Origin of the sequence: Clostridium frigoris (assembly GCF_018861865.1) — a bacterium.
Classification (GTDB): domain Bacteria; phylum Bacillota; class Clostridia; order Clostridiales; family Clostridiaceae; genus Clostridium_AD; species Clostridium_AD frigoris.
Map to the genome: position 1 here is coordinate 27,594 of NZ_JAHLDV010000007.1, position 19,876 is coordinate 47,469.

Genomic DNA, 19,876 nt, shown 5'->3' on the forward strand with positions numbered 1-19,876 from the left:
TTATTATCATTATGTTTAATGAAAAATATACTATAAAGGTGATATATATGAAAATCGAGAAAATTGATTCTAAAATAAATAATATAATAGACTTTTTAGGACCAACAGCTCCAATTAAAGTCAAGAATATAGCAATTGGTAAAAACCCATCAATACAAGGAGCTATTATATATATTGATGGTCTAGTAGATAAAAATGTTATTAATAGGGATATTCTTAATCCTTTAATGCTTCAAATACCAAGTTCCATAGCCTTAGATAGCAATACGCCCAGCTTTTTGTGTAGTAATTACATCACTGCAGAATGTTCTTTTGTCAAAGATAATATTGATCAAGTTTCTAAAGAGATTAAAAATGGCAATACTTTATTTATAATTGAAAATATAAAAGATTACATTATAATCGATACAACTGGTGGCGAAATAAGAAAGATATCTGACCCGACCAATGAAATATCCCTTAGGGGGTCCAGAGATGGTTTTGTAGAAAGTTTAGAAGTTAATATAAGTTTGCTCCGTAGAAAAATAAAAGATTCAAACCTTTCCATTGAAAAATTTATTGTTGGAAGACGGACCCAAACAGATTTAGCCTTAGTATATATTAAAGATTTAGTTGATACTGAAGTTCTAGATGAACTAAAGAATAGAATAAATGCAATAGACGTAGATTCTATTATCGGAGTTGGGATATTGCTAGAGTTTATAGATGAGAATCCATACAGTATTTTCCCTATGGCCCTAGCCACAGAGAGACCAGATAGAGTGACTGCAAATATTATGGAAGGAAGAATTGCTTTAATTTTAAATGGCACACCATTTGTCGTAACATTACCATCTATATTTATTGAATTTTTTCACACTGTTGAAGATTATAACGAAAAAACAATATCTGCAAATTTTATAAGACTTCTTAGAATATTAACAGTTTTATTGGTAATTACACTTCCTTCTGTTTATTTAACATTAATTAAGTATAATGCTGAACTTATACCCGTTCAATTTGTTATTCCTATAGTACAATCGCGAATAGGAATATCTCTTACCCCCTTTATGGAAATACTTATATTGGAACTATTAATGGAAATTTTAAGAGAAGGAGGCTTGAGGCTTCCCTCGAAAATAGCACAGACTGTAAGTATAGTTGGAGGCATTATTATAGGAAATGCTATAGTAGAATCAAAAATGGTAAGTCCAACTACACTGCTTGTAGTTGGCATCACGGTTGTTGCTTCTTTCGTAGTGCCCGCTGTTGATATGTCTCTCTCTATAAGGCTGTTAAGATTCCCAATGTTATTTTTAGCAAATGCTATGGGTATAATGGGTATTGCTACAGGATTTACTTTTCTTATCATCCATTTATCCTCCTTAGAGAATTTCGGGGTTCCATATATGGACTTTAAAAAAGATGATTTAAAGGATACTTTTACTAGAGCACCATTATGGAAAATGAATACTCGTCCATCAATAGTTTCAGACCAGAATAATAAAAGACAAAATAATTTCAGATATAAATTTAGGAGAAAAAAAGATGAATAAAAAAAACAAGCTAATAACCGCAACTGAGCTTTTTTTCATCTTGGTTGGCTGTATCGTAGGTATAGGTGTCACTAGTCTACCTGCAGATATAGTAAGTATTTCAAAACAAGATGGGTGGATTTCTACCATTATAGGTGGGATATATCCATTATATATTGTTCTAATCGGAGGAATAATAATAAAGAAATATCCTAATAGTAACATTATGAATTTAAGTAAAGCATTTTTTGGAAAAATAATAGGAAATTTTTTAAACTTATTGTTTATGCTCCAGTTTTTATTCTATGCAGTATTAGTTATTTCTGGTGCAAGCAATCTATTAAGAGCGTATAGTATGTATTTTATTCCACATTTTAAGATGGTTATGCTTTTCGCGACTATTGCTTGTTATGCTTCAATTAAAGGTTTAAAGGTATTAGCCAGATTTACTACTATAACATTTTTTTTAATATGTCTTATAATAGTGGCATCAACAGTAACCTTTAAGTCCTCTAGTATATTAAATGTAAAACCTTTTTTTGGAACAGGTGTCCCTAAGATTTTAGAAGGAAGCGTAAAATCTGCCTTTGCTTATGCAAATATGGAATTACTCTTAATAATATATCCCTATGTACAACAAAAAAAAGATATATTAAAAGCTGCTTTAGTAAGCACTTTTGTAATAATTTTCTTTCATACCTGGGTAGTTTTTACATCTATTTATTTTTCTGGACCTGATTTAGTATCAAAACAAATATGGCCATTTTCCTTCGTAGCTGAATCCTTTAAAATACCTGTTATAAATAATTTTAGATATATAAACATCATTACATTAGTTATTATGGCATATAAAACTACATCTGTTCAATTTTATGCTTCAACTAAAATATTAAATAATATTACAAAATTCAAAAGAAAAACAACTTGCTTTTTATTATTACCAATTATTTTTGTTTTTCCAATGTTAATTGGAAATGAAGTAATCAGAAAAGAAATTTTGGGCATGGCTATGCCTTGGATAACCTTATTCAATATTGCTTATGTGACCATAATTGCATTATTAACTCTTTTAATAGATAAAAATAAACTTAATCATATTGAAAAAAATTAACCGTAAGTATGAGAGTATCTCTTATATCATATACTTTGTAAAAAAAGGAGGAGACACTATAAATGAAAAGATATAGTTTATTAATAATATCTATTTCATGTATAATTATATATATCATATTTAATTCAAGTGAAGGTAGTGTTCCGATAGAAGATATAGGTATTTCATCAGGTATATCATTGGACCTCATAACAAGTCGTCCTTTAAATGAATATAGCATTGTTTCAAGTATATATAATTTCAATAAAAAAGATGAAATTTCAAGTGACATATTGGAGGGTACCGGAAAAACTATTGCTGATACCAGATCAACCAGGCAACCTATCAGTGGTAAATTATACTTTCTTGGATTGCAAAAAGTATTTATTTTTAGTGAATCCTTTGCAACTTCTGGCATAAATCACCTTATTGATATATTGATGGCGAATCAAGAATTGAATGATGCTGCATGGCTTGTTGTCTGTAAAGATAAGGCCATTGATATGTTAAAATTCAAAGTTAATGATGCTCCAACTTCAGCAGATCATATTAACGATATGATAGAAAGCTCTAAAAACCAAAATTTCATGTCTAAAGACTATAAAGTTGTTGATATGTATGTACGAGTAAATTCAGAAGGACGAGATCTAGTTATTCCTTACTTAGAAATATTAAACAAAAGAATTACAATAAGCGGCATGGCTGTTTTTAATAAAGACAAAATGGTAACAAAAATACCAATGGAAGAAGCCAGATATATGAATTTTTTAAGGAACAATAAAGTTAAAGGAATATTAACATTTCAAAAGGATTCATCACACTGGATATCAACTTATGGAGAAGTGAAAAGAAAGGTGCACTGTAAAAAAATCAATGGTAAATATAAATTTAATATTGATATGGAATTTAAAGGCAAGGTAGCAAATAATACTCTTTATTACGATTTTATGAATAATACCAAAACCGTAGAAAAATACACTCACGAATTAGAAGACGAAACGAAAAAAAAGTGTACTAAATTTATATATAAGATGCAAAATCAGTATAAAACAGACTGCCTAGAGTTAGGTCGTGATGCTGCAGCTGCTTTTGGGCGGAATCCTAAAACTGATTGGAATGACGTTGTTTGTAATGCAGATATTACAGTTAATGTAACTGTTAAGGTTGATAGTCTTGGAAGAGGCCAATTTTTATATAAAAACAAATAAATAATAGAGTTTTAAATTAATTCTAACTATAAATATAAGTATTCGCCTGTATTTATAGACTTTAATCAATATTTATTAATAAAAGATTGACTTTTATTGAAATTGTGTATAATATTTATAGTGAAATAAAAAACTTCTACCCACTTTTTAAAATTGGCTAGAAGTTTTTTGATATTTATCAATTTAAGGGAGGCAAATAATGGCTACAAATAGAAGTGTTAAAGGTAATTTTAATTATAACAATATAGAAAAAACAGGAAAAAACTTTATGTATAAAAATCTTGAAAGAAGCAATTGCTACAATAGTGATTTTTCAGATTCAAATTTCAATTATGTTAACTTTAGAGGAGCTCACTTTAAATCATGCGTATTTCTTGAATGTACATTTAAATGTGCCGAATTTATCGGAACAAATTTAAAGGACAGCGATTTTCAAAACACTGTATTTGAAAATACTTTATTTGATTCTACAAATTTAGATGGAGCAGATTTTAAAGATGCAGAATTTAAAAACACTATATTTTTGTTAACCGATGTTCATAAAGCTAAAAATTTAAGCCTTAAAAATTCAGAAATAAGAATTTTTGATGAAATACCCGAATTAGAAATTAGTGATAATCTTCGTTTTGCTATTTTAAAAGTAATGAAAAATAAATATGTAAAAGCGGCAAGAGTACTTGATACAAAAACTGGTGATATTAATATAATAAATGTAATGATATTACTAGAAAACTTTGATGAAGAAACTTTGATTAAAGGATTAAATATTGTTAGTGATGATTTGAATTGTGATTTTCACACATTAAGTTACATAATAAAATATATAAAAAACAATCTATAACTACATATTAAAATAAATCATTTTAACATAATATAAATTATAAAGTAATATTATAATGACATCAAAATTAGTAAGGAGAACAAAAGATGAATGGGCGGTCACATCAGAAGATAGCAATGTTATCATACGCAATAGTAGCAACAGTACCCATAATAAACTCAATGACATTATTCAATAATAGATATATTCATATTCCAATGGGAATAAGCTTTATAGGTCTTGGCACTGCATGTCTTTCAGGATTACTTGTTGATGCTGATAGTCAAAACAGTAAGATAAACCATATGAACCCACTTATAGGTACAAGTAATATAGTAACAAATGACACAGAAAAGTTATTAAAGTTATTGTTAAGATTATCTCTTAGTGTTGTGCTCTGCGCACTAACTCTAATATATTCAGCAAAGATTATAGCACAATTAACAACCATAACGTATATAGGTAACTATGCTAAATTCTGTACATACTTTATGGCTTTCATTTTTATGGTTATAGGTATAGCTAATGATAAAACTTATAAAAAAATTCCTATACTTGGGTTAGTTTATAAGAAATTATCATTTTTAATAAATAAAGGATCAAATACTTTTAAAAGAACAACTATGTTCTTAACATATATTGGCGCGAGCTTTATATTAGTGTTATACAATATAGCCAACACAAATGATATTTTCATTTATATTATTTGTCTCTTATTAATATGTATCGCAGTTTTCCCTCATAGAAGTTTTTTGCACTCAATAGAGGGAGTAATTATTTTTACTATTTCTGCTTCATATATTTTTAAGAAACTAGGCTACGAATATTTAACTGGATGTTTTTTTGTTGGATATATAAGTCATATTTATTGGGGTGATATATTTACAAAGGAAGGCATACCACTCCTTTCCACACCAAGGTTTATTGCGGAGTTATTAAAAAAAATAGGGATTCGTAATAATTTTGTTTATGTATTTCAAAAAATAGGCAAGTTTAAACTTAAATTACCGCCTCATATTACTACAGGCTCTGATGTTGGAAATTTGTTTGAAGTAATCTATATTATAATATTATTTATTATATTTGTAGTAAGTTTCAATGTTTATGGTGGACAATTTAAAATAATTTAAACAAAACTTTATTATTTATATATCTTTTGTTTTTAAATTTTATATAATATTAAATCATTTAAATCGTCATAGATGTTATAAATATCATTTATTCTTCAACAGATAGAAATAACTTCTTTAAATAAATTTATAAAAAATAGCGTTGCTTTACCCATAAGTCTCAATTTTGGTATACAATTAAATATATACAAATGAACAAATGAGAGGAGAAATTTTATGAAATTTGTAGCTGATTTACATACCCATACTATAGTTAGCGGCCATGCATATAGTACTTTAATTGAAAATGCAAAATATGCTAGTGAAATAGGTCTTAAAATATTAGGAACTACAGATCATGGTCCTAATATGCCAGGTGCACCTGATCTTTGGTATTTCGGAAATTTCAAAGTACTCCCAAGAGAATTATTCGGTGTTAAAATGCTTTACGGATGTGAAGCTAATATAATTGATTATGAAGGTAATCTTGATATTCCAGTAGAAATTCAAAATGGTCTTGACATAATGATAATAAGCATGCATGAACCTTTAATGGAAGGAGGAAAAAGTGCAGATTTAAATACAGCTACTATTTTAAAGGCTATGGATAATCCATATGTTAACATTTTAGGGCATATAGGAAATCCTAAATTTCCTATACATGAGGAAGAAATAATAAAAAAAGCAAAAGAAAAAAATATACTGATAGAACTAAATAATAGTTCTTTTGTAAGCTCAAGACTTGGCAGTGACAAAAACTGCACTAAAATAGTAAAGCTTTGCAAAAAATTTGGAGTAAGGATTATTGTAAATAGTGATGCTCATTTCTGTTATTCTATTGCAAATTTTATCGCTGTAGAAAAAATACTTACAGAAATACTTATGCCTGAAGAACTTGTTATTAATACAAATAAAGAAAATTTAATGAAATTTCTTAAAGAAAAAGGAAAAAGCATATAATATAGTAATAAAAATCAGCAGCTTAATTAAATTAAACTGCTGCTTTTTACATATAAACATTACAATATTTTTTTTAATCTCCAAACGTAGCTTGTGAAATCTCCCTTAAGTTGTGGTACAACCATTCCAGCATACATTAGCTCATCCCCACCATATATTTCATCTGTACCAATTACTCTATAATTCATTTGTGGATCTAGCCCTTTAAACTTTAAAACTTTTAATTTTACATTACATTCTGCTAATTTTTTAAAGTAACTTACAACCACATCTTCCTTATTTTCTGAAATAAACATCCAAGCAGCATCATTGTTTTCAAAAGGACTTATTAATCTGTAAAAATCTCCAAATTGAACTATATGTCTAATTTCTTTATAATCATGAATTTGTTTTTTTACAGTTTGTTTTTCTTCATCATTCATCTTAATAACATCTAATTCATATCCAAAGTTTCCACCCATTGCAACATTACCTCTTGTTGTTAGTTGCGTAATCCTATGCAATTGATGATTAGGAACAGCAGACACATGGGACCCCATCGTTATACTTGGATAAACCAAGCTAGTACCATATTGAATTTTTAATCGTTCTATTGCATCCGTATCATCGCTTGTCCAAGTTTGAGGCATATAATAAAGCATTCCCGGGTCAAATCTGCCACCGCCACTAGCACAACTTTCAAATAGAACCTCTGGAAATTTTGTTGTTAATTCTTCCATTACCCTATAAAGTCCTAACATATATCTATGTGCAGTTTCTCTTTGTCTATTAGCATCTAATGCATTCGATCCAACCTCTGACATAAACCTGTTCATATCCCATTTCACATATGATATGTTATAGGTTGTAAGATTTTCTGATAACATTTCAATTATAGCATCACATACTTCTGTTCTAGATAAATCTAAAACCAATTGATTTCTTCCAAGTGATCGTTCTCTTCCTTTAACATGTATACACCAATCTGGATGTGCTCTATATAGCTCACTATTCTCTGAAATCATTTCTGGTTCAAACCACAATCCAAACTTAAGACCAATTTCATTTATATCTCGAGAAAGTTTTTTAAGTCCATTGGGGATCTTTTCTTTATTTACATACCAATCTCCAAGAGATGTAGTATCATCATTCCTATTTCCAAACCACCCATCATCTAAAACAAATAACTCTACTCCAAGTTTCTTAGCTTCTATTGCAATATTCTTTATACTTTCTTCATTAAAATCAAAATAAGTAGCTTCCCAATTGTTTATAAGAATTGGTCTTTCTTTATCTCTATAACTTCCTCTACAAAGACGTTTTCTATACAAATTATGAAAAGTTTGCGACATTTTGGAAAGTCCAGTATCTGAATATACCATCACCACCTCAGGTGTTTGAAACTCTTCACCTGGTTTTAAAAGCCAACTAAAATCAAATGGATTAATTCCTATTTGAACTCTAGCGGTTCCATATTGACATACCTCTACATTAGCTAAAAAATTACCACTATACACCAAATTAATTCCGTAAACTTCTCCCTTATCTTCATCTGCATCTTTTCTCATTAAAGCTATAAATGGATTTTGCTGTGGACTACTTGCGCCTCTTTTACTTTCAATAGATTGGTTTCCACTAACTAAAGCTCTTTTAATAATATTTCTTTCTTTTGACCAAGCACCTGATAATTGTAGTAAATCAAAATTATCATCACTAAAATCCACACTAGCACTTAATGCCCTCAATATCTTTAATTCTTTGGAGCTTGGATTGATTATCTTAGAAGATCTTGTAATAACGTCATAATCTTTATATACTGTATAGCTTAGCACTACTAATAAGCCACTTAATTCATCCTTTAAAGTTATTTCTAAAGTCTGAGCTTCTTCATCTTTTTCTACATATGTGTTAGGTAGTCCTTTTAATTTTTTCTTTCCAGCAAAAATTTCATGACTTAAGTATTGTAAATCTGAAATCGTAGAACCATCTTCAAATTGAATTTGGTATGCTGGTGAACGCAAATCTGTATTCCCAAATGACGGATATTCTTGTGGCAAAATATCTAAAGAAAAATCCTTTATGTTATCCTTTGCAAACATAAATCCATTTAACTGCTCACCTTTAAAAGGCTTCAAATAATCTAATTTAAAATCCCTGATTTTCTTACCCCAGTAAATATGTTGTAAATATTTTGATTCAACTATTTGAATTATATAACTTGTGTCTTTTGCTTTAAGATGAAAAATTTTATTTTCTTCAAAATAAGAAATTAGCATTTTGTCTTCCCCCTAGTCGTTATATATATTGAAACCAAAAGGTTTCCTTTATAAAAAGGTTTCCTTTATAAAAAGATTACTGTTATAATCTCTTCAGAAATTCATCTACATTAAATACTATATCTTCTTTATTCTTTGGAAGTGTTGCTTCCACAATACACAGGCTAACATTTATGCTTTTTACTCATATAGATGGTATTTTAAGCATAATTAAACCTCCTTAATTTTAATTTAATATTAATAGTTTATTATTATTAAACTCGTTAATCACTGAAAATATAATGACTAACTGTGTTTACCTCTGTTAATTACTATCTTTATTATGAACTCTAACTATTTACAAGTAAATGATTACATGTCTTCAAAATATGTTATAATGTCCACAGATACATTAAAAGGATGTGATGAAATGGAAGTATGGTGTGTTGAAAGTGATAATTTTACTAATACCGATTTAAATTTTTATGATTGTGGAGAAGAGGTATGTTCAAGTGGATATTTTTGGGGTCCTGTAGCTAGAAATCATTTTATAATACATTTTATACTTAGCGGAAAAGGTACTTTTAAATGTGGTAAAAAACAATATGCTTTAGAAGCTGGAGATGCATTTGTTATTTGCCCCGATCATATTACATATTACGAAGCAGATATAAAGGACCCTTGGCATTATCTTTGGGTTGGTTTTAATGGAGTAAAAGTGCCAAAAATCATACACAATGCAGGTCTTAGCTATGATAACCCAATATTTTATTATGATAGTGACAACTATTTTAAAGATATGATACAAAAAATGGCCAGCTTCACCAAATTTTCTTTAGAAACTGACTTATCTAGATTAGCTTATTTATATATGTTTCTTGCTAAATTAATCGAAATAGCACCTAAACCAAATACAGTTACCCTTTATAAGTCAAGCATAGAACAATATGTAAAAAATGCTATAGATTATATTGAAGTGAATTTTTGTTATAACATTAGTGTAAACAGCTTGGCTGAATACATCGGTATAAGTCGAAAATATTTATGTACCATCTTTAAAACCACTTTAGGACAACCCCTATTGAATATATTATAAAAATACGTATGGAAAAAGCATGTCACTTTTTAACAAATCATGATTTATCAATAGCTCAAGTATCTACTTCTGTCGGATACTCTGATCAATTTGTTTTTTCAAAGCAATTTAAAAAAATCATAGGACAATGTCCTTCATATTATAGAAGTAACCATCAGTGAACGTGTTATAATTAAAATCCTAGTTCACAAAATCAAAAGTGAAATCTAGGATTTAATCTCTGTATACTTACACTACTCTTTAATCTCATTCTCATTATGTTTCTTATCTTCTAAGCCCTCAAGTGCTTTCTCCATAGCCATTCCTACATCCCCTACAACTTCATCTCCGAATTCTTCTAATGTATGTTTAATTTCATCTCTCTTAATGTTTATATCTTCATTACCATTTTTATAATCACCATTAATCGTAGCCTCTTTTTTCTCATCTAAATGACTTTGAGCTAATAACCTTGTAGCAAATCCTCCTATTGCAATACCTATAACTGAAAAGATTGCAATACCTTTTACCAAGGTTACCTTTTGCTTTTTTTGTTTATATTTATTGATTTTTGAAAATGTTCTTAAATAATTCATAATAATCCTCCTAATAAAATTAATATTTTACAACATTTATTATATTGTTTCCCATTACTATAAAAAAATTCTACTTAATTGAATGTCACTATATTGCATATTTTTAATAAATAATATATACAAAGCTTTCTATAAAAAATATAATATCTCTATACTTTTTCATTTACACTTAACTATCATTTTCTTATTATTAGTTGTTATTATAATACATATTCTGTTATAATAAATTTGGTAGATATAATTTGTAGTATTATGTCTATAATTATTGTTACGTAATGGAAAGAAGGTTTATAAATGCAATTTACTTCAATAAAGTTTTTAATATTTTTTCTAATTGTTTCTGTTTTATATTATATAATTCCACATAAATTTCGATGGGTTTGGCTGTTAATATGCAGTTATTTCTTTTATATGGTTTTAAATCCCAAATATGCAATATTAATAGCTACATCAACTATCATCACATATTTAAGTGGTTTGTTAATTGAAAATGCAAATAAAATAAGCAATAAAAAAAAATCTACTCAAATTAAAAAATTGTGGGTGTTTGCAAGTTTTTCTAGTAATTTAGGTATCTTATTTTTGTTCAAATATTATAATTTTTTCAATGATAGTTTATCGCGATTACTCCATTTGTTTAACATCTCAAATCAGGCTCCATCTTTTGAATATTTGCTACCTTTGGGTATATCGTTTTATACCCTTCAAGCCCTTAGCTATACTGTAGATGTTTATAGAAAAGATGTTCCCGCTGAGAAAAACATAGGAAAATACGCACTATTTGTATCATTCTTCCCTTCAATAGTTGCCGGTCCTATTGAAAAATCAAAGAATATGTTACATCAATTTGATGAAAAACATACTCTTAATTATGATAATATTAAAAACGGTCTATTGCTAATGTTATGGGGTGTCTTCGTTAAGATAGTAATATCAGATAGATTAGCTGTACTTGTTAATACTGTATACAATAACCCCAATCATTATAAGGGTTTTACAACTTTTATAGCAACATTGTTTTTCACTTTTCAAATTTATTGTGATTTTATGTCTTATTCAGATATAGCAAGAGGTGCTGCAGAGGTCCTAGGCTTTAAGGTAACAAACAATTTTCAGCAACCTTATTTGTCAAAATCAATCAAGGAGTTTTGGAGCCGTTGGCACATATCACTAACTAGCTGGTTTAAGGATTATTTATATTTCCCATTAGGTGGAAATAGACGCGGTAAATATAGAGCTCTTTGTAATATTATGATAGTGTTCCTAGTTAGCGGTTTATGGCATGGAGCTACCTTTAATTTTATTATTTGGGGTGGACTTCACGGACTTTATCAAATTATAGAAAATATTACTAAACACTTCAAGAAACGAGTAATAAAGACTTTTAACATTAAAACAGAAGTATTTAGTTTCAAATTCATTCAGGTATTTATAACCTTTATGCTTGTGAATTTCGCTTGGATATTTTTTAAAGCTAGTTCATTATCAACTGCTATAACAATAATTAGAAACGTCTTTTATTTTAATCCTTGGGTACTTCTTAATGGCTCTATTTTTGAACTTGGATTAGATCTAAAAGATTTTTCAATTGCACTTGTTGGTATACTTCTAGTTCTAACCATAGATATATTGAGACGAACAAAAAATCTACGAACTAGTCTAGCAAATCAAAACATAATGTTTAGATGGGTAACATATGTAGGTGCTGTTGCAGTCATTCTAATCTTTGGGTTGTATGGTCCTGGATATAGCATGCAGCAGTTTATCTATTCACAATTTTAGGAGGAACTTGCATGCTTAAAAAATTATTTTTAAAAGGGGTTAGTTTTGTAATTATATTATTACTACTTATTATAACCCTTAATTACGTTTTTATTATAAAGACAAATCATCGTGCTAAACTTACGCAAGGGTTATATACTAATACAGGCGATTCATTTGATGTTGTGTTATTAGGTTCAAGCCATATGGATGCTTTAATAAATCCTAACGTATTATGGAAACAGTTTGGAATAACAAGCTTTGACTATGCTACTGGAGGCCAACCAATAGATGTGACCTACTATTTATTAAAAGAAGTTTTGAAAAAGCATAACAATCCAGTTGTAGTAGTTGATTTATATTATTTAGGTTCAACTTCTAAATTTGGTGATGAGGGTTATATAAGGACAGCTTTGGATAACGTTAAGTTTTCTATGAATAAGATACAAGCTATTCTTAACACTACACCAAGGGACCAGTGGCTCAATTATCTTTTTCCTATTTTTAAATATCATGATCGTTGGAAAGAACTAACAGAAACAGATTTTAATTTTGATACTGATGAAACTTATTATAGAAAAGGATTTAATGCTAGTCACGCCTTATACGGCAAAGAAAACACTTCAAATTCTGAAACTACGGAAACCGTAGCTCTTCCACCTAAAACTGAAGAATATTTGAATAAAATGATTGCTTTATCTAAAAAGGAAAAATTCAAATTGATTTTCACCAATGCTCCACATGATTATAGTCAAACATCTGGATCAAAAGTTTGGACTGCCCAACCTGCCGAAATGTTTAATAAGGTAGCAGAAATCTCAAAAGTAAGTAATATTCGATTTATTGATTATAACAAAATAACAAAGGAATTAGGATTTAACTTTAAAAAAGATATGGCAAACATTGGTCACTTAAATATCTTTGGTTCGGAAAAAGCAACATCGTATTTAGGAAAATATTTGAAAACAAATTATAAATTAACAGATCATCGTAATGATGAAAAGTATAAAAAATGGAATTCTGATTATATTCTTTATTCTCGCTCTGAAAAAGCTATAGACATCACTAATGAAACAAATATTAAAAACTATATTTCATTAATAAAAGATAAAAATTATGTTATAATGGCTACCTCAAATGAAGATATTTCAAAAAATATTGTTATAAAAGATTCATTAACTTTATTAGGCTTAAAATCTTTCACTAAAAATAATATTGTTTCTAATTACCTTGGTATTATCAATAATAACAAAGTAGAATCAGAAACATTTAGCCAGTCTAAATTATCCAAAAATTTTACACTTGATAAAGATACTAATTTTAAAATCACAACACAAAGTACTGATAAAAATATGCCAAGTATAGTTACAAAAGGAGTTGAAACTCTAAATAAACACACTGGATTAAATATAGTGGTATATGATAAATCACTTAAGAAAATTATAGATACTATTTATTTAGATTCAACCGGTGTAATTAAAAGATAACAAATCAATTTTTATAGTTATTTTCTATATAAAAAGGAAAGCCTAGTTTATGTCATAGGCTTTCCTTTTTAATTTATAACAAATGTATATTATTTGCGTATATCTACCATACTTATATTAAATCATCTCCTGAGTCGTTACAATAGCGATTTAGAAGATGCATTAATGACTTTAGAAGGACATTTATATTTCCACTGAAGTTTTGTTTTTTAATAGGGTAGTAACTCCCACTTATAGAAGTGGTAACCTTACCTTCTCAAATGTCGTTAAAATAAATATAAAATGGGGGATATTATGAGTTTACATAAAAAAGCGTCATTACTATCTTTAATTGCCATTTTAATAGGAGTTATAGTTCTACTCTATCAGTTTACTGGTTTAGTTATATATAAAGAAAAAAATAGTATAACTACACCAAAGACAACAAAAGATGTCTTTGTACAAAAATCAAATGATTCGGTTAAAAATAAAAAAATACCAATCTTAATGTATCACTCTATTAGTTACGAAAAAGATAATATATTAAAGGTTCCTAAAGAAAAATTTAGAAACCAAATGAAATATCTTAAAGATAATAATTATACAACATTAACATTAGATAAGCTTTATAGCTATATGAAGACAGGTCAAAACTTACCTAGTAAACCCATAGTGATAACCTTTGATGATGGTTACAAAGACAACTATACTAATGCATATCCTATATTAAAGGAATTCAAACAAAAAGCTACTATATTTGTAATTAGTAATACTATTGATCATGAAAAAAATTATTTAACTTCCACTGAAATAAAATTAATGGACTCCAATAATATAAAAATAGAAAGTCATACCTCGTCTCATGAACACTTAGATAAAATATCATATGCAGATAATATAAATACGATGAAAAATTCAAAAATTAAATTAGAAAAAATATTAAAAAGAAAAATAAACTACATAACATATCCTTACGGTGAATTTACATCTAATACTATAAAAGCTGCAAAACAATCAGGTTATAAATTAGCTTTTTCAACTGGATTTGGCTTAATAGATAAAAATGATAACATTTATTCTTTAGGAAGAATTTTTGTTAATTCAAACTTTAATCTTGAACAATTTAAAGCAAAATTAACTATCCAAAATTAACTTTTATATATAAACCTAAATGTTAATCTATAATAAAGCCATTATATTTTGTATTACTATTAAGTTGGCGACCTACCTTTCCTATACTGCATAGGAGCGCAGCCTTTTAAATTTTTAAATACTCGATTGAAAGTTTTAATGCTATTAAAACCTGACTTATATGCAACTTCAGTAATAGAGTCCTTTTCCTCCATAAGATGCCATTCTGCTTTAGTTATTCTAAAATTATTTAAATAATCGACAAATGTAACTCCTGTGTTTTCCTTGAAAAATCTTGTAAAATAATATAGACTGAATCCAGCTACTTTCGAAATTTGTTCTAAGTTAATATTTGTTTGATAGTATTTATCCACATATTGAAATACCTTATCCAGCTTTTGAAGTTTTTCCATTTGACGACTTTCAGCTTCAGCTGAATACTCACATTTAGGTAAATATCTAATTAATATTCCAGCCAAGTCGTAAAGTCTAGCTTTCATAATAAGCTTATAACCTTCTTTTTCAGCAATATTTTCATTAATAAGCTGCTGAATTTGTTTTTCCATGAGGCTGTGAATCTCAGTACCAGGAGTAAGATATTTAGAATGAGTAAACATTGGTCTTATAGTTCTAATATCCTTTGCCCCAGAAAGAAACGCATCATAGATAGACATTCTAAACTGTATTACTGCTCTATTGCTTGGTTGCATTTCTTTTAAAAAAAAATGTACCTCACCAGGACCTATTATTAAAACATCTCTTACTTTAAGATGATATAAATCATTACTTATACCTACTTTAACACTTCCCTCTATAAGATAAATAATTTCAATATCTTCATGCCAGTGATGAGGTGTGCTATCAACACCATTATTTAAAAATAATCTAAATGGAAAATCCGGTTCGAGTACTGTTTTTTCGAAACTACCCCTCATAATTTCCTCCTATGTTCATAAAACATTTTAAGCTTTCTATGCTTTAACAATTTATTTATTACAACTTAATTCTAACTCTTTTTTTGCCTGATTCATATATTGCACATATCATTTTTTGCGTTTTTATTGCATCATCTCCAGTTATATCAGGTTTCAACCCCGCACTAATAGATGCATAATAATTCTTTATCTGTTTCGTATGGCTTGTTCCCCAGTACCCCTTTGCTCCATTACCATAATCAAAAGTATCATCTGGATTATTATCTGCAATTAACTCTCTACCGTCTTTAAATTTTATATCAGCCCTATCCCCTACCATATTAACCATACCTTTTTCACAATGAAGCTCAATTTTTACAGGTGCATCATAAGTATAATAATTAATGGCATGAAACGCAGTTACTATTCCGTTTTTATATTTAATAACCCCCTCAGCAGAATCTTCAACCTGAATAATTTTATGAGCTCTATTACTTATATTTGCATCTATATAATCGATGTCACTATCTACAAACCATCTCATAAGGTCCATAGTGTGAATAGCTTGGTCTATTATAACTCCACCTCCTTCCATGTCCCATGTGCCCTTCCAATCACTATTGCCATAATACTCATCTGTTCGTTTCCAAGTGACTTCAAGTTTTCCTCCTAATATTTCACCAAGTTCTCCTGATTCCAGAGTCTTTTTTATAAGTTGTGAACCAGGATTGTATCTATTTTGAAATATAACTCCTAATGTAACATTGTTATCCTTAGCAGTTTCAATCATAGATTCTGCATCTGATAGTTTTATAGACATAGGTTTCTCAGTTAATATATGTTTACCAAGTTTTGAAGCGTATATTGCAACCTGCGCATGAAGGAAATGCGGAAGACATATATGCACTACATCAATATCTTCCTTTGAAAGCATTTCTTTATAGTCAGTATAATAATTACAATTATATTTATCAGCTTTAGCCTTTGCCCTTTCCTCTTTAATATCACAAACTGCAATAATCTTTGCATTTTCAACTTCTTTTATAGATTGAGCATGCATAGGAAATATATTCCCACATCCAATAATAGCTACTTTTAATATTTTCATATCAACATCTCCTAAATAACTCTATATTAATTTTTCAAGATAATCTATTCCAAGTTGTAGTCCTTCTTTAACCTTTTCTTCACTACCTTCATAAAGAGGATCCTCATGTTCTATACTTACTACGTCGTCATATCCAATTTCTTTTAGTTCATTAATTAACTTTTCCCAATTAATGTCTCCAAGACCAGGCATTCTGTATCTCCAATATCCAAAATCCTCATTATCTACATTTAACTGTTTATCAAATATTCCATAAGTTCTTAATTTATCTTCAAACACTTCAGCGTCCTTTGCATGCACATGAAATATTCTATTCTTAAATTCCTTTACTGGGGTTATATAGTCAATTAGCATTGCATGTAAATGGGACGGATCATAATTTAATCCAAAATTCTTATTTGGAACTCTTCTAAACATTTCTCTCCATAGCTCTGGTGTAAATGAAATAGTTCCTGGTACTCCTTTTTCTTGCCATCCGTTCATTTGACAATTTTCAATTACTACCTTTACCCCCCTATCCTCTGCATATTTAACCAAATCTTTAAATACCACTTCAAATTCATCGAAGTTTTCCTCTAAAGACTTATCTATATTTTTCCCAATAAATGTTCCAACAGATGATACACCTAATAACACAGCCGCATCAACACATTTTTTAAAATGATTGTTTATGAATTTTCTTTTTTTAGGATCTCTATCTAAATTATTATCATAATAAGCAATTGAAGATATTGTAAGTCCATATTCTTTAAAATATAATTTTATTTCTTCCGCTTCAGCCTTTGTAAAATTAGCAACATCTATCTCACTTCCTGAATAATCACGACTATTAGTCCTTGGCCAACAAGAAAGTTCTAAAGCTTTAAATCCATGCTCACTTGCCCACTTTGCTTTCTCCTTTAGTGGAATCCCACCAAGACAACCAGTTAATAATCCTATATACATATTAAATTCCCTCCTCAACTAATTTCTTTAAATTTTTAAATCCTATTTCTACACTCTCAAAGGTTGGTTTGTTAAAAAATTCTTGTTCAACAATAAGCCATTTAGCACCTTGTTCTTCTGATTCCATTATTATAGATTTAATATCTATAATCCCATTTCCAACTTCAGTTGAACGTTTTTCCCCATTTACTATTTCCATATCTTTTATATGAATAAGATCACAACGACCTGAATGTTTTTTTATATATTCAACTGGGTCGAGCCCTGCATATTTCACCCAATAGGTATCTATTTCGGCTTTCACAAGTTTAGCATTAGTTTCTTTATATATAATGTCTAATCCATATTCTCCGTTAAACTTTTGAAATTCATGTCCATGATTATGATAACCTAGAAATATTCCCTTTTCACTGCACTTTATGGCTAAAATATTAAGTGTTTCCGCCATCTTCTCATAATCCTCCTTATTTTTATATGTAGCATAAGGACATATTATATAAGGATTACCGATTTCTAAACTATATTCTATAACTTTATCAATATTATTTGTTAATTCATCTAAACTAACATGACTTCCACAAACTTTAAGATCCAGTTCTTCAAGCAAAGCTTTAATCTTTGAACTTGATAAACCACCGTATCCAGCAAATTCTACCCCCTTATACCCTATTTGGGATACTTTCTTTAATGCAAGTGAAAAGTTTTTTTCTGTTTCATCTTTAATACTATATAATTGAAGTGCTATTGGTAAACTCATAATTTACACCAACCTTTATTTGTTATTTATTTAAATAAACAGGCTCTCCTATTTTTGATGACTCATATATTGCTTCTAGAATTTCTGTAACAACTAACGCCTCTTCAGGTTTTACTATTGGCTCCTTATCATTTAAAATACAATCAATCCAAGATCTAGCTTCAACATCTGCTGGATCTTCAGAGATTCCTTCATTAAATGCAACTCCATTTGAACCAAAGTCAACTTTAGTTTCATAAAGTCTACCTAAATTTTCTCCATTTATTTTAAGACCATCAGTCATATCCGCACCGCCCTCAGTTCCACATAGGCTTGTCTGAGCTTCTCCAACATCTAAGCTATTTAATGCCCAGCTTGATTCAATAACTATAGTAGCACCATTCTCCATAGTAATGAACCCAAATGCAGAATCTTCTACTGTAAATTTTTTTGGATCCCATGGACCCCATGCATTAGCAGCATTTTCTTTTTTACTAAGCTTATGATATACATTTCCCACAACATACTTAGGCTTATAATTATCAAGTATCCAAAGAGTTAGATCTAAAGCATGAGTTCCAATGTCTATTAAAGGTCCTCCACCTTGCTCAAATTCATTTAAAAATACTCCCCAAGTTGGAACGGCTCTTCTTCTAATAGCATGTGCCTTTGCAAAATATATATCTCCAAAGTCACCATTTTCACATGTTGTTTTAAGATATCTAGAATCTGCTCTAAATCTATTTTGATAACCAATTGTAAGCTTTTTACCTGTTCTCTTTGCAGCTTCTAACATTTCTCTTGCTTCATTAGAGGTCTTAGCCATTGGTTTTTCACACATAACATGTTTTCCAGCTTCTAGCACATCGACTGTTATAGAGCTATGTGATCTATTAGGCGTACACACATGAACAACATCAATAGTATTATCTTTTAGAAGCTCTTTATAATCAATATAAACCTTTGCTCCTACGCTTCCATATTCTTTTGAAGCAATTTCTGCTTTCTCGATTATTACATCACAAAATGCAACCATTTCTATTTCTTCTATCTTAGCTAAACTTGGCATATGTTTTCCATTAGCTATGCCACCACATCCTATTATTCCAACTCTTAATTTCTTATCCATATAATATCACCCTTTCTCTTTAAAATATATTGGACTAGTTTCTAAAAGCTATACATCGTTTACATATACTATTCTATAAC

At 29.0% G+C, this 19,876-nt stretch carries 18 protein-coding genes; 11 read left to right on the forward strand and 7 right to left on the reverse strand.

Annotated elements, in window-relative coordinates; genetic code table 11:
• Positions 1–47: 47 nt before the first annotated feature.
• From KPL37_RS05260 to KPL37_RS05285, 6 genes are all read left to right on the forward strand, one after another.
• A complete protein-coding gene (locus KPL37_RS05260) occupies positions 48–1,535 on the forward strand; it encodes a spore germination protein (protein WP_216146369.1) in 1,488 nt (495 codons plus the stop codon).
• Positions 1,528–2,625 carry a GerAB/ArcD/ProY family transporter gene (locus KPL37_RS05265; protein WP_216146370.1) on the forward strand — a complete coding sequence of 366 codons (1,098 nt, stop codon included), beginning with the start codon at positions 1,528–1,530 and terminating at the stop codon, positions 2,623–2,625. Before KPL37_RS05260 ends, KPL37_RS05265 begins: the two co-directional genes overlap by 8 nt.
• A gap of 62 nt (positions 2,626–2,687) precedes the next feature.
• Positions 2,688–3,812, forward strand: coding sequence for a Ger(x)C family spore germination protein (locus KPL37_RS05270; protein WP_216146371.1), 1,125 nt, complete (start codon positions 2,688–2,690; stop codon positions 3,810–3,812).
• Between the two features lie 199 nt (positions 3,813–4,011).
• Positions 4,012–4,653, forward strand: coding sequence for a pentapeptide repeat-containing protein (locus tag KPL37_RS05275; RefSeq protein ID WP_216146372.1), 642 nt, complete (start codon positions 4,012–4,014; stop codon positions 4,651–4,653).
• Between the two features lie 86 nt (positions 4,654–4,739).
• The gene (locus KPL37_RS05280; RefSeq protein WP_216146373.1) at positions 4,740–5,762 is read left to right on the forward strand and encodes a metal-dependent hydrolase; all 1,023 of its coding nucleotides are present in this window, start codon (positions 4,740–4,742) and stop codon (positions 5,760–5,762) included.
• Positions 5,763–5,978: 216 nt separating this feature from the next.
• Positions 5,979–6,701, forward strand: a complete 723-nt coding sequence (locus KPL37_RS05285) for a phosphatase (protein WP_216146374.1) — start codon at positions 5,979–5,981, stop codon at positions 6,699–6,701.
• A gap of 59 nt (positions 6,702–6,760) precedes the next feature.
• Here KPL37_RS05285 and KPL37_RS05290 read toward each other — a convergent pair whose 3' ends face one another.
• Positions 6,761–8,956 (reverse strand): alpha-galactosidase, encoded by a 2,196-nt coding sequence (locus KPL37_RS05290; protein ID WP_216146375.1) that lies wholly within the window; start codon positions 8,954–8,956, stop codon positions 6,761–6,763.
• Positions 8,957–9,278: 322 nt separating this feature from the next.
• Here KPL37_RS05290 and KPL37_RS05295 point away from each other — a divergent pair, with 322 nt between their 5' ends.
• Both KPL37_RS05295 and KPL37_RS05300 read left to right on the forward strand, forming a co-directional pair.
• A complete protein-coding gene (locus tag KPL37_RS05295) occupies positions 9,279–10,031 on the forward strand; it encodes an AraC family ligand binding domain-containing protein (protein WP_216146376.1) in 753 nt (250 codons plus the stop codon).
• 8 nt (positions 10,032–10,039) lie between these two features.
• Positions 10,040–10,192 carry a helix-turn-helix domain-containing protein gene (locus KPL37_RS05300; protein WP_216146464.1) on the forward strand — a complete coding sequence of 51 codons (153 nt, stop codon included), beginning with the start codon at positions 10,040–10,042 and terminating at the stop codon, positions 10,190–10,192.
• A 72-nt stretch (positions 10,193–10,264) separates the two neighbouring features.
• Here the strand turns inward: KPL37_RS05300 and KPL37_RS05305 are convergent, their stop codons facing one another.
• Positions 10,265–10,606 carry a hypothetical protein gene (locus tag KPL37_RS05305; protein WP_216146377.1) on the reverse strand — a complete coding sequence of 114 codons (342 nt, stop codon included), beginning with the start codon at positions 10,604–10,606 and terminating at the stop codon, positions 10,265–10,267.
• Between the two features lie 411 nt (positions 10,607–11,017).
• Here KPL37_RS05305 and KPL37_RS05310 point away from each other — a divergent pair, with 411 nt between their 5' ends.
• The 3 genes from KPL37_RS05310 to KPL37_RS05320 all read left to right on the forward strand — a co-directional run bounded on the left by KPL37_RS05310 (position 11,018) and on the right by KPL37_RS05320 (position 14,985).
• Positions 11,018–12,388 (forward strand): MBOAT family O-acyltransferase, encoded by a 1,371-nt coding sequence (locus tag KPL37_RS05310; protein WP_425514025.1) that lies wholly within the window; start codon positions 11,018–11,020, stop codon positions 12,386–12,388.
• An 11-nt stretch (positions 12,389–12,399) separates the two neighbouring features.
• Complete coding sequence (locus KPL37_RS05315; RefSeq protein WP_216146379.1) at positions 12,400–13,854, forward strand: hypothetical protein; 1,455 nt, start codon at positions 12,400–12,402, stop codon at positions 13,852–13,854.
• A gap of 294 nt (positions 13,855–14,148) precedes the next feature.
• Positions 14,149–14,985 carry a polysaccharide deacetylase family protein gene (locus tag KPL37_RS05320; RefSeq protein WP_216146380.1) on the forward strand — a complete coding sequence of 279 codons (837 nt, stop codon included), beginning with the start codon at positions 14,149–14,151 and terminating at the stop codon, positions 14,983–14,985.
• Positions 14,986–15,044: 59 nt separating this feature from the next.
• Here the strand turns inward: KPL37_RS05320 and KPL37_RS05325 are convergent, their stop codons facing one another.
• The 5 genes from KPL37_RS05325 to KPL37_RS05345 are packed head-to-tail and all read right to left on the reverse strand — an operon-like array spanning position 15,045 to position 19,796.
• Positions 15,045–15,899: an AraC family transcriptional regulator gene (locus KPL37_RS05325; protein ID WP_216146381.1), complete on the reverse strand. Its 855-nt coding sequence runs from the start codon at positions 15,897–15,899 to the stop codon at positions 15,045–15,047.
• 58 nt (positions 15,900–15,957) lie between these two features.
• Positions 15,958–16,986 carry a Gfo/Idh/MocA family protein gene (locus KPL37_RS05330; protein ID WP_216146382.1) on the reverse strand — a complete coding sequence of 343 codons (1,029 nt, stop codon included), beginning with the start codon at positions 16,984–16,986 and terminating at the stop codon, positions 15,958–15,960.
• Positions 16,987–17,007: 21 nt separating this feature from the next.
• Positions 17,008–17,931 (reverse strand): sugar phosphate isomerase/epimerase family protein, encoded by a 924-nt coding sequence (locus tag KPL37_RS05335; protein ID WP_216146383.1) that lies wholly within the window; start codon positions 17,929–17,931, stop codon positions 17,008–17,010.
• A 1-nt stretch (position 17,932) separates the two neighbouring features.
• Entirely contained in the window at positions 17,933–18,688 is a 756-nt protein-coding gene (locus tag KPL37_RS05340) for a sugar phosphate isomerase/epimerase family protein (RefSeq protein WP_216146384.1), read from the reverse strand.
• A 22-nt stretch (positions 18,689–18,710) separates the two neighbouring features.
• Entirely contained in the window at positions 18,711–19,796 is a 1,086-nt protein-coding gene (locus tag KPL37_RS05345; protein ID WP_216146385.1) for a Gfo/Idh/MocA family protein, read from the reverse strand.
• Between the last annotated feature and the right edge of the window lie 80 nt (positions 19,797–19,876).

Coding starts and splice junctions, on each gene's coding strand:
- KPL37_RS05260 (WP_216146369.1), top strand. CDS start 48: ATGAAAATCGAGAAAATTGATTCTAAAATAAATAATATAATAGACTTT.
- KPL37_RS05265 (WP_216146370.1), top strand. CDS start 1,528: ATGAATAAAAAAAACAAGCTAATAACCGCAACTGAGCTTTTTTTCATC.
- KPL37_RS05270 (WP_216146371.1), top strand. CDS start 2,688: ATGAAAAGATATAGTTTATTAATAATATCTATTTCATGTATAATTATA.
- KPL37_RS05275 (WP_216146372.1), top strand. CDS start 4,012: ATGGCTACAAATAGAAGTGTTAAAGGTAATTTTAATTATAACAATATA.
- KPL37_RS05280 (WP_216146373.1), top strand. CDS start 4,740: ATGAATGGGCGGTCACATCAGAAGATAGCAATGTTATCATACGCAATA.
- KPL37_RS05285 (WP_216146374.1), top strand. CDS start 5,979: ATGAAATTTGTAGCTGATTTACATACCCATACTATAGTTAGCGGCCAT.
- KPL37_RS05290 (WP_216146375.1), bottom strand. CDS start 8,956: ATGCTAATTTCTTATTTTGAAGAAAATAAAATTTTTCATCTTAAAGCA.
- KPL37_RS05295 (WP_216146376.1), top strand. CDS start 9,279: ATGAACTCTAACTATTTACAAGTAAATGATTACATGTCTTCAAAATAT.
- KPL37_RS05300 (WP_216146464.1), top strand. CDS start 10,040: ATGGAAAAAGCATGTCACTTTTTAACAAATCATGATTTATCAATAGCT.
- KPL37_RS05305 (WP_216146377.1), bottom strand. CDS start 10,606: ATGAATTATTTAAGAACATTTTCAAAAATCAATAAATATAAACAAAAA.
- KPL37_RS05310 (WP_425514025.1), top strand. CDS start 11,018: ATGGTTTTAAATCCCAAATATGCAATATTAATAGCTACATCAACTATC.
- KPL37_RS05315 (WP_216146379.1), top strand. CDS start 12,400: ATGCTTAAAAAATTATTTTTAAAAGGGGTTAGTTTTGTAATTATATTA.
- KPL37_RS05320 (WP_216146380.1), top strand. CDS start 14,149: ATGAGTTTACATAAAAAAGCGTCATTACTATCTTTAATTGCCATTTTA.
- KPL37_RS05325 (WP_216146381.1), bottom strand. CDS start 15,899: ATGAGGGGTAGTTTCGAAAAAACAGTACTCGAACCGGATTTTCCATTT.
- KPL37_RS05330 (WP_216146382.1), bottom strand. CDS start 16,986: ATGAAAATATTAAAAGTAGCTATTATTGGATGTGGGAATATATTTCCT.
- KPL37_RS05335 (WP_216146383.1), bottom strand. CDS start 17,931: ATGTATATAGGATTATTAACTGGTTGTCTTGGTGGGATTCCACTAAAG.
- KPL37_RS05340 (WP_216146384.1), bottom strand. CDS start 18,688: ATGAGTTTACCAATAGCACTTCAATTATATAGTATTAAAGATGAAACA.
- KPL37_RS05345 (WP_216146385.1), bottom strand. CDS start 19,796: ATGGATAAGAAATTAAGAGTTGGAATAATAGGATGTGGTGGCATAGCT.